Source organism: Aedoeadaptatus coxii, assembly GCF_001553115.1.
GTDB lineage: Bacteria > Bacillota > Clostridia > Tissierellales > Peptoniphilaceae > Aedoeadaptatus > Aedoeadaptatus coxii.
The window spans coordinates 26,030-35,810 of sequence record NZ_KQ960181.1 but is presented as its reverse complement, the minus strand read 5'-3'; the positions used below and the strand labels follow the sequence as shown (position 1 = coordinate 35,810).

General features: G+C 40.1%; 7 protein-coding genes and 1 other annotated feature (1 of these 8 only partly in view). Of the genes, 4 read left to right on the top strand and 3 right to left on the bottom strand.

Annotation, left to right across the window (positions count from 1 at the left end; all coding sequences use genetic code 11):
* Both HMPREF1863_RS05855 and HMPREF1863_RS05850 read left to right on the top strand, forming a co-directional pair.
* On the top strand, positions 1-216 hold a 216-nt coding region (locus tag HMPREF1863_RS05855), incomplete at its 5' end, for an IS3 family transposase (RefSeq protein WP_068368486.1).
* A 280-nt stretch (positions 217-496) separates the two neighbouring features.
* The gene (locus HMPREF1863_RS05850) at positions 497-4,072 is read left to right on the top strand and encodes a leucine-rich repeat protein (protein ID WP_068368483.1); all 3,576 of its coding nucleotides are present in this window, start codon (positions 497-499) and stop codon (positions 4,070-4,072) included.
* Between the two features lie 674 nt (positions 4,073-4,746).
* Here the strand turns inward: HMPREF1863_RS05850 and HMPREF1863_RS08935 are convergent.
* The 3 genes from HMPREF1863_RS08935 to rpsD all read right to left on the bottom strand — a co-directional run bounded on the left by HMPREF1863_RS08935 (position 4,747) and on the right by rpsD (position 7,198).
* On the bottom strand, positions 4,747-4,941 hold the full coding sequence (locus tag HMPREF1863_RS08935; protein WP_083508536.1) for a transposase: 195 nt from the start codon (positions 4,939-4,941) through the stop codon (positions 4,747-4,749).
* Positions 4,942-5,130: 189 nt separating this feature from the next.
* Positions 5,131-6,531, bottom strand: coding sequence for a UDP-N-acetylmuramate--L-alanine ligase (gene murC / locus HMPREF1863_RS05845; protein WP_068368480.1), 1,401 nt, complete (start codon positions 6,529-6,531; stop codon positions 5,131-5,133).
* Between the two features lie 73 nt (positions 6,532-6,604).
* Entirely contained in the window at positions 6,605-7,198 is a 594-nt protein-coding gene (rpsD, locus tag HMPREF1863_RS05840; protein ID WP_068368477.1) for a 30S ribosomal protein S4, read from the bottom strand.
* A 149-nt stretch (positions 7,199-7,347) separates the two neighbouring features.
* Here rpsD and HMPREF1863_RS05835 point away from each other — a divergent pair, with 149 nt between their 5' ends.
* Both HMPREF1863_RS05835 and trpS read left to right on the top strand, forming a co-directional pair.
* Complete coding sequence (locus tag HMPREF1863_RS05835; RefSeq protein ID WP_068368474.1) at positions 7,348-8,652, top strand: amidohydrolase; 1,305 nt, start codon at positions 7,348-7,350, stop codon at positions 8,650-8,652.
* A gap of 15 nt (positions 8,653-8,667) precedes the next feature.
* The gene (gene trpS / locus HMPREF1863_RS05830) at positions 8,668-9,657 is read left to right on the top strand and encodes a tryptophan--tRNA ligase (RefSeq protein WP_068368471.1); all 990 of its coding nucleotides are present in this window, start codon (positions 8,668-8,670) and stop codon (positions 9,655-9,657) included.
* Positions 9,658-9,697: 40 nt separating this feature from the next.
* Positions 9,698-9,781: a binding site (T-box leader), on the top strand; it runs 106 nt beyond the window's last position.

The window sequence follows — 9,781 nt, the reverse complement described above, 5'->3', positions numbered from 1 at the left end:
ATGTCGAGAAAAGGCAACTGCTACGACAACGCACTCATGGAGAACTTCTTCAGTGTATTGAAAAGAGAAATCTATGCAGACCACGTCTATCGAAGCCGGCAAGAACTCGTGCGAGCGATCGAAGACTTTATCCACTACTACAACAACGACCGAATCAAAGAAAAGTTAGGAGGCCTAAGTCCGAAACAATACCGCGAACAGATGCAATCCGCATAGAACGAATGATATGTAAACCAAAATCGAGCAAGCGAAATGCTTACTCGATTTATGGGGTCACTCTAGATTTACTCTACTCCAATGGATAGTATAGAATCTTTAATTGCACTTAAATGTTAAGTTCAGGTAGCCAGGCTCAAATAGCTAATTCGGAACTAATTTATTTTATTATTGCAAAACAAAATAGAGCGTGCTAGACTAACAGAAAGTGGTAATGATTATCATAATTAGTGTTGCGCTATTTGAGATTTTCCATGAACCTAGTTTTAAAGGAGGAAACATGAATAAACATGTAATTTCATCGCTAATGGTTTTAATTTTATCAGTTTGTGTAGTTACAGTATCTTCGGCTGGATTGGTGTATGCCCAGACAGATAAAGATAACCTTATAAATGGTTCTGTTCAGAATGAATTTGTAATTAATAATGGTATTTTAACAGAATACAAAGGAAACGCACAAGATGTTATAATCCCAGATACGGTAAGAGAAATTGGTGAAAAAGCGTTTCTGGGTAAAGGTTTAAAAAAGGTCATCATACCTGAAACGGTTACTTATATTGGGAAAGATGCATTTTATAACTGCAAAGAATTAAAAGAAGTATGTATTGATGGAAATAAACTTAAAGAAATAGGTGAGAAAGCATTTTCTAATTGCAAATCTCTTTACTTAATTGAGCTACCTGAGGGTGTAGAAAAAATCGGGAAATCGGCATTTAGTTCTTCAAGCCTGGTATTTTTAAAGACTCCATCCACATTGAAAGAAGTAGGGAACAGTGCTTTTTTTAACACTAAACTATTTGGAGTATCATTAAATAAAGGCTTGAAAACAGTCGGTTCAAGTGCATTTGAAACATGTTATAGCCTTCAAGGTCTTTTTATACCCTCTTCAGTAACATCTATAGGAAACTCTGTTGCAGGAGATAACGGATCAAGTTTTAAGTACTTAGTTATAGACAATGATAACGCTAATATAGGCAAATCATTAACTGATAACATGAATATTTCATACTTTGGAGGCTTGAGTTCTAACTTCAAAAGTCACTATGATGCTATCTATAATAAAAAACCTACTAAGTGTAAATTGAAGTTTAATGACAAATCGACATTTGTCTCCTATAGTGAGTTTAGCTTTATTGAAAAATCAAAAGATTTAAAGCCGGATGAAGTATACGCACCCATTTTATCAAAGAAGCCTGCAGATGTATCTTTTGATACCGTTAATTATTTTTCGATAGACCCTAATATTGCAAAAGTTGATAAAGGCGGAAAAATCACAGCCATGAAAATTGGCAAGACTAAGATACTTGCTATTGGTGGTAATAAGCTAGCATGTATAGATATTAGAGTAAAAGTTGATAATTTATCAGATTTATTTAAAGTAGAAAATGGAAAGCTAGTCGCTTATAGCGGACATGACGAAGAAATTACTATTCCCGATAACGTGTCTACAATATCCTCATCCGTTTTCAAAAACAATCAAAAGATTAGGAAAATTGTTTGCGGAAAAAATGTAGAAAAAATCGAAGATAATGCCTTTGAAAATTGTGTAAATTTGAAAGAAATAACCATAGATAACAAAACGTCTCTCATTGGGAAAGCTGTCTTCAAAAATTGTACTGCATTGGAAAATATTGAGTTACCTAATCAGCTCAGTGTTATAGATAAGAGTGCTTTTGCTGGTTGCAGATCGTTAAGAAACATAAGATTTCCAGAGAAACTAAGAAGTATTGAAAATGGAGCGTTTTCAGGCTGTAGTTCTATTCAACGACTAGATATACCAGAAGCAGTTACACATGTCGGAAAATTCGCGTTTTTGAATATGAATAATTTAGAAGAAATTAATTTACCATCAACATTTACAGAGATAGATCCAGGATCAATTATTCCAGAATTATTCCAGAGCCGTTCCGATGTTTCTAATGAAAAGTTGAAACAAATAAATGTCAACCCAAAGAATACGAGATTTCAATCTTATGAAGGCTGCATATATGAAGGTAAAAGTTTACTTTATGCCCCTCAAGCAAAAAAAGAGGTTATAGTAAAAAAAGATACAGAGATTGTTGGTGAATATGCATTTGGTACACACCTTAATCATTTAAAAAAGGTAATATTACCGGAGGGTTTAAAAAGAATTGAACCCTCTGCCTTTCAAGATTGCCACAATTTAGAATCGATCAATGTGCCTGATACTGTTGAATACATAGGTGCTGGCGCATTTTTAGCAACGGAAAAATTGCCATCAATTAATGTGCCAAAAAACTTGAAAAAGATCGGAAATCTATCTTTTTATGAAATGGAAAGTTTGAAATCATTGAAATTACCGGATGCTATTACTGAAATTCCAGAGCATGCTGTAGCAGGTTTAGAATCAGCGAAAGTTATCATTTTACCAAGATACTTGAAGACGGTTGAAAAATGTGGGATGTCTGCCAATACAAGTTTTAGAGATTTATATTTACCGGAGACATTACAAACTATTGGCTATCAGGGGTTCGGCATGTGTTCAAACTTGGATTATTTAGAGTTACCAAGTAGTCTAAAAAGCATTGGAGATGAAAGTTTTTCACTTGCATTTAATTTGAAGTCTGCATATATACCAGGAAATATTAAAGTAGGAAAAGATGTATTTAAAGATAAATTTCTTAAAGCGTCTAAAAATAATACTGTGTCAAATGAATCTCATAATGACAAGTTCTACATTTTTAGCCATAAAGCCAATCAAACAATTAAAAAATTGGCAAATAACAAAGGATTTGAACTCATCGATCTTGATTATATTAAAAAGTGTGATCGTAAGGTAGAAGTACAAAGATTGGAAAGTTTACTATCTACGAAAAACCATGATTCGAAGTTCCGGCTTGAAGTAACTGGCAAACAGACAAAAGACAATGAAATTATTAGAATTGCTATAAAAGGATATGAAGAAAATCAATCGATAGAAAATTTGATTAATCCCTTAAAATTAGTTATTGAATTAAAACCAGAGGAGGAGGCATATACGAATCTATTTGCATATAAATATGAAGATGGCAAATATACGCCACTTGAAATAGATCGTCTTGATAGGTATATAAGAATTGATGCGACAGGCTTTGCAGATTACGTTATTTCGAATCATATAATTAAAAATCAGACAAGTGATTCAGTAAATCATGAAGTAGATCCTAAAGTTGAGTACCATAATTCATCGGACAACTATATTAGTCTTACACCAATAAGCCCCGTGACTGGAGAGTCAACTCAGCAATCGAACAAAAGCAAGCATAGTAAAATTGGAAATGAATCTGTGGAAAAGATAAAAGAACCGGAAATACCTATGATCAGTTATAGCGATGCAATAAATCACTGGGCGAAGGATGCAATAAATTACGTTGCTATAAAGGGGTATTTTAAAGGTATTGGGAATAATTTATTTGCTCCAAATCAACCGATAACCCGTGCAGATTTTGTAACCGTCCTTGGTCGTATGGCACAAGTTGACCAATCAAAATTCACAAAAAATCCATTTAAGGATCTTGATACAAATTACTACACCTCCTATGTTATCTGGGCAGCTGAAAAAGGAATAGTTCACGGTACTGGAGCAGGGAAATTTGATCCGAACCGTGCGATAACTAGGGAAGAGATGGCAGTAATGATGTCAAATTTCCTTAAAGAATCGGGAAAGAATATTACTGAAGTTCAAACTATTCAGTTTATAGATAACAAAGCCATTGCTCCGTGGGCTCAAGAGTGTGTTAATGAACTTGCACGTAAAGGAATTATTAAAGGCATGGAAGATGGCTATTTTAGACCTAAATCCAGTTTTACACGCGCTCAAGTTGCACAAGTATTATTTAACATCGGTCGTTTTTAATAGAAATACGGTATTTTAATTTTTAATATAAACCACATTACCTGATTACTGTCTAATGTCAAAGCAAAATATTTTTCAAACTTCAATTAGAAGAAATGCTGAGTAGATTTTATTGAAATAAAATTTAGATGATGAGTACAAAGACTATCTATTTAATCATTAGCTTTGTAGTATGTTGAGAGAGTTCATTAAACAAGTTGAGAAATTAAGAGAGTTGGATTAAAGCTGACGATTTAAAACAAGGAAACTAGCTCATCATTTTACACCAAAACCGAAAAACTAGAGGCTGATCACATGTTATACGATTGAGCTCTAGTTTTTTGGTTCTATGTCAATCATAGGGAGTCTAGTGAAAACCAGGCTCCTTTTTGTTTTTCTAAACGCCTTCCATTACTGATACTTTAAACAAACGAAAAGCAGTTTCGTTCGGTAATGATTAAAGTCACGAATCCCAAAGGCGACACGCTTCACTTTCTGTGTTCTTTTTACGTAGCCGTTCCTCTATAGGCAATTAAAGCTGTTGGTAATCACCTCGAACTGGTTTCTATAGGCTCGCAAGCAGAAGCGCCACTCATTTAGCATACTTTTATTTGCCTCTTCTATCCAGGTTGAAAGAGCAGTAGTAGCTGCTTCTTAGTTTTTGTGAGAAAAGATGTAGGTATAAAAGCCTTTTGTTAAGATGTAAGCGGTCGAATGGAATCGCTCTTTTCGTGCATGGCGGCGACAAGACCTTTCTCCGTTTCTGTAAGATTCTGAGCCGCCTTTTTAAGGAGGCTGCGGCTTCTTTTAAACAATTTTCTCTCCGTTATCGTCATCCGTTTCTGCTCTCGTTTCCTGACGTTCACTATAGCCCAATGGATTTGACGAATGAAGTGGTGCGGTTAGTGACATGCGTGCTTTATGAAAAGAAGTTCTATTTAACGCCTTTAAATGTGCCACACATATAATTTACAAAGATTTCGACGTTACGTCGTTCTGCTAACAGAGTGTTTTCTAATATAAAAAAATCCGACATCGTTATGGGATGTCGGATTTTTGCTTTTAACTTCTCTTCATTTTTATTTTTGCGGTTCGTAGTTTTCCAAGAAGCGTTCGCCGACACGATAGATGTCGCCGGCGCCCATGGTAAGGATCACATCGCCCGGTCTGGATTTTTTCATTATATAATCCAGAATACCGTCTTGTTCGCCGATGTAAAGGGCTTGGTCGTGATTGGCTTTGACCGCTTCGACTAATGTTTTCGAGTGTATGTCGCCGTAATCTTTTTCTCTCGCCGCGTAAATGTCGGCGATGATGGTAATATCCGATTCCTTAAAGCTGTGGCTGAAACTGTCCAAGAGCAGCTTGGTGCGCGTGTAGGTGTGAGGTTGGAATATACAGATCAGGCGATTGCTCACGGTAGGTTTTAAGGCGTGAAGGGTGGAGGCGATTTCCGTCGGATGGTGGGCGTAATCGTCGATGACGCGAATGCCGTCGACGACGCCTTTAAATTCCAGACGTCTTCCCACGCCGTGGTAGCTTTGCACACCTTTAACCGCATCTTCTATGGCAACGCCGTTTTCCACACATGCCGCAATGGCCGCCAGAGAATTGGTAATGTTATGAAGGCCCATGACGCGCATGGCAATATGGCCGCAGTCTTTTCCGCGAATGACGAGGTCGTAACTTGTGTGGCCTGTTTCGGGATCGACGGCGATGTTTTTCGCAATGTAATCCGCGTCGGATTTAATGCTTATGGTGACGATGTTCGCCTTGGTGGCTTCGCGCATACTGTACGCTTTTTCGTCGTCTTTGTTTAATATCAGCGTGTCGCCTTCTCCTAAATTGCCGGCGTATTTTCTAAAGGTATCTAAAATGTGATCGATGTTGTCGAAGAAATCCAAATGGTCTTCGTCGATGTTTAAGATGATCGCCGTAGAGGGGAAGTATTTCAACACATTGGCACGGTATTCGCAGGCTTCCGTAAGGAAGAAATCGCCGGTGCCGATGCGCACATTGCCGCTGATTTCGCCGAGGTTTCCGCCGACCATAATGGTGGGGGAGAAGGGGGCGTCTTTAATGGCGGTGGCGATCATGGATGTGGTCGTCGTCTTGCCGTGGGTGCCCGATACGGCGATGGAAACGTGGAAGTTTCGCATAATGGCGCCTAAAAAAGTTGCCCTGTCGACGATGTCGATTTTTTGTTGAACCGCCGCGCGGTATTCTGGATTGTCCATGTGGATGGCGTCTGTGTAGACGATAAGATCTGCGCCTTTGATGTTTGAAGGATCGTGTCCTTCATAGACGGTAATACCGAGATCTTTTAAATGATCGGTAATGGAGGAGGTTTTTTGATCGCTGCCGGAAATGCTATAGCCTTTTGAAAGCATTAAAGCCGCCAAGCCGGACATACTGATGCCACCAATGCCGATAAAGTGAATGTGGTGGTAGTGGTCCGTACCAAATTCAAACTGAAACATATTTTCCTCGCTTCCTTAGTTTACGTTTAAAGAATGTCAAATAAAAAAATTGCGGAAAGCTCCGCAATTTTCATTATTTTCCGGAATAGAATTCGACGATCAGTTGATCTTCGATTTCAACGGGAATATCTTCACGAGCAGGTTCGGAACTTAAAGTAGCTTTGTTGTTCTTTTCCTTCGTGATGTAGGGATAGCTGTTGACGAAGTTGTTTTCAAAGTTTTCTTTGAACATGTCAACTTTGCGTCCACGTTCGCTTAAGGAAATAACATCGCCGACTTCTACTCGATAAGAGGGGATGTTGATTTTCTTTCCGTTAACGTGAATGTGACCGTGGGTAACCATTTGTCTTGCTTGACGAATGGAAGATGCAAATCCCATACGATACGTTAAATTATCTAAGCGGACTTCTAAGCGTTTAACCAGTGCGGGACCGGTTTCTTCTTCGGCTTTTTGAGCTTCAGTGACATAGCGGAAAAATTGTTTTTCCATGACGCCGTAGTATGCTCTAAGTCTTTGTTTTTCCAATAATTGTTTACCGTATTCGGTTAACTTCTTATCGGAACGAGCGGTACCTCTACCTGCTCGATTCATTGCTTTCGGGTGTCCACATACGTTTAGACCTAATCTTCTGGATTGTTTAAATCTAGGTCCCATCATTTTTGCCATTATCTTTCACTCCTAAATTATAATTTGCCGCGATAATTTAGAACCTCAGTTATTATATAAGAAAAATTTCCATATGTAAAGGGTTGAATCCCCTAACATCACGTCTTTTCCTATGTTATACTACCACTATGAGAAAAAAGAGGTGGAACATGCATACTATTTTCAAAAACACGCGTTTTATCGACGTCATCGAAGGTGTCGTTCGAGAGAACAAGGACATTGAAATCATGGACGGAAAGATTAAAACCATTGGAGAGGGAGGCAGTTTATCCGGCGGAGAGGAAATCGACGGATCGAATCTTCTTCTCGTGCCCGGTTTTGTCAACGCCCACACCCATCTCGGCATGAGTTTTTTTAGAAATTATGCCGACGACATGGATTTAAACACCTGGCTAACGACGGCGATTTGGCCTTTGGAAGCTCATTTGACGCCGGATGATATTTATTGGGCGAGTTTGCTTTCCATGGCGGAAGGTATTCGCTCCGGCGCCACGACCTTTTGCGATATGTATTACGAATTGGATCGCGTCGCCGATGCCGCCGTGGAAATCGGCATGCGAGGTTTGTTAACCCGCGGTCTGACGGATATCGACGGAAGCGGCGATGAAAAATTGGAAGAGACACGTATGCTCTACGCGTCCTGCCACGGGAAAGGGAATGATTTAATTCACGTAGCGCCGGCACCTCACGCTATTTACACTTGCAGCGGCGATTACATTCGAGAGATTATTTCTTTGGCGAAGGAAATGGACGGCCTGCTCCATTTACATGCTTCCGAAACAAAAAAAGAAGTGGAAGACAGTGTGGCAAATTACGGCAAGACGCCCGTAGATTATATGATGGGCCTCGGCCTGGGTGAAGTGCACACCATTGCCGCCCACTGCGTGCACATGACGGAAGAGGAAATGGATCTGGTCGACAAATCCAAGTTCTTCCCGGTGTACAATCCCTCCAGCAATTTAAAATTGGCCAGTGGGTTTACGCCGGTGCAAACTTTCCTGGAGAAAGGTTTCCGTATCGCCCTGGGAACCGACGGAGACAGCTCCAACAATAATCAAAACATGTTGGAAGAAATGCACATAGCGAGCATCGTCAATAAGGCGGTTACCATGAATCCCGAAGCCGTATCGGCGGCGGATGTCATACGCATGGCCACCATTAACGGCGCCTATGCCCTTGGCCTTGAAAATGAAATCGGCTCTATCGAAGAGGGCAAAAAGGCGGACATCGCCTGCTTCAATTTAGATTCGCCCAGTTTCACGCCCATTAATAATTTAATCAGCGCCCTTTGCTATTCCGCCCAATCGGAAGATGTAAAGCACGTGATGATCGACGGCGAGTTCGTCATGCGGGATAGACGTTTTACCCGCGTGGACCTCGAGGAGATTCGCCATCAAGTAGAGAAAAAGTTCCAAGCACTTTTAGAGCGAAAAGCCCAAAAAGAACAAGCCTAATCAAAGGAGATCCTTATGGATAAAAAAATAGTATTCTCAGCCATTCAACCTTCCGGAAGTTTAACCATCGGCAATTATTTAGGCGCCCTCAGTAATTTTTCGGAATTGCAAAAAGATTATAACTGCCTTTATTGCGTCGCCGATATGCACGCCATTACCGTGCCTCAAAAGCCGGCGGATTTACGCCGCCGCACATTGGATTTGATCGCTCTTTATGTGGCATGCGGTATCGATCCAGATAAAAGCATTCTCTACATTCAATCCCAAGTGCCGGAGCATACGGAACTTGCATGGGTTTTAAACACGATTACATCCGTAGGTCAATTAAATCGTATGACCCAATTTAAGGATAAGTCTCAAAAACAAAAAGAAGTTTACGCCGGTCTCTTAAATTATCCTGTGCTCATGGTAGCGGATATTTTGCTTTATCAAACGTCTTATGTGCCGGTAGGGGAAGACCAACGTCAACATATCGAGCTTACCCGCGACATCGCCGAACGGTTTAACACGCGCTATTCACCGACCTTTACGATCCCCGATATTTTAGCGCCGAAGGTAGGGGCACGCATTATGAGCCTCCAAAACCCGAGCTCTAAAATGAGCAAATCCGATGCAGATGAAAATGCCTTTATTTTAATTTTGGATGAGCCCGATGTTATTCGCCGCAAAATTAAACGCGCCGTTACCGACTCCATCGGCGAGGTGCACTACAGTGACGATCAACCGGGCGTCAAAAATCTCTTAGACATTTACAGTTCCTTTAAACATATTACGCCACAAGAAGCGGAAAAGGAATTTGCTCAAGCAGGTTACGGCGAATTGAAAGAAGCCGTGGCAGAAGCTGTTGTAGAAGGTCTTGCGCCCGTTCAAAAACGATATAAGGAAATTCGGGAAGATAAGGACATGCTCGAATCCATTTGCAAGACCGGCGCTGAAAAAGCATCCCATCTTGCGCAACGTACGTTGCGAAAAGTGTATCGCAAGGTTGGATTTGCGCAGTTTTAAACATTCCTTGACGCAGGTAGGGAAAGTTTTTATAATGTATGTAACTATTTGGTAGGGGAGGAGTAAGTCCCATTTTCGCTTAAGAGAGATTGCGTTTGGTGTGAGCAATTGCGAAAACGACTGA

What these genes read in the sequence shown, in the direction of transcription:
- HMPREF1863_RS05850 (WP_068368483.1), top strand. Translation starts at nt 497, where the DNA reads ATGAATAAACATGTAATTTCATCGCTAATGGTTTTAATTTTATCAGTT.
- murC (WP_068368480.1), bottom strand. Translation starts at nt 6,531, where the DNA reads ATGTTTCAGTTTGAATTTGGTACGGACCACTACCACCACATTCACTTT.
- rpsD (WP_068368477.1), bottom strand. Translation starts at nt 7,198, where the DNA reads ATGGCAAAAATGATGGGACCTAGATTTAAACAATCCAGAAGATTAGGT.
- HMPREF1863_RS05835 (WP_068368474.1), top strand. Translation starts at nt 7,348, where the DNA reads ATGCATACTATTTTCAAAAACACGCGTTTTATCGACGTCATCGAAGGT.
- trpS (WP_068368471.1), top strand. Translation starts at nt 8,668, where the DNA reads ATGGATAAAAAAATAGTATTCTCAGCCATTCAACCTTCCGGAAGTTTA.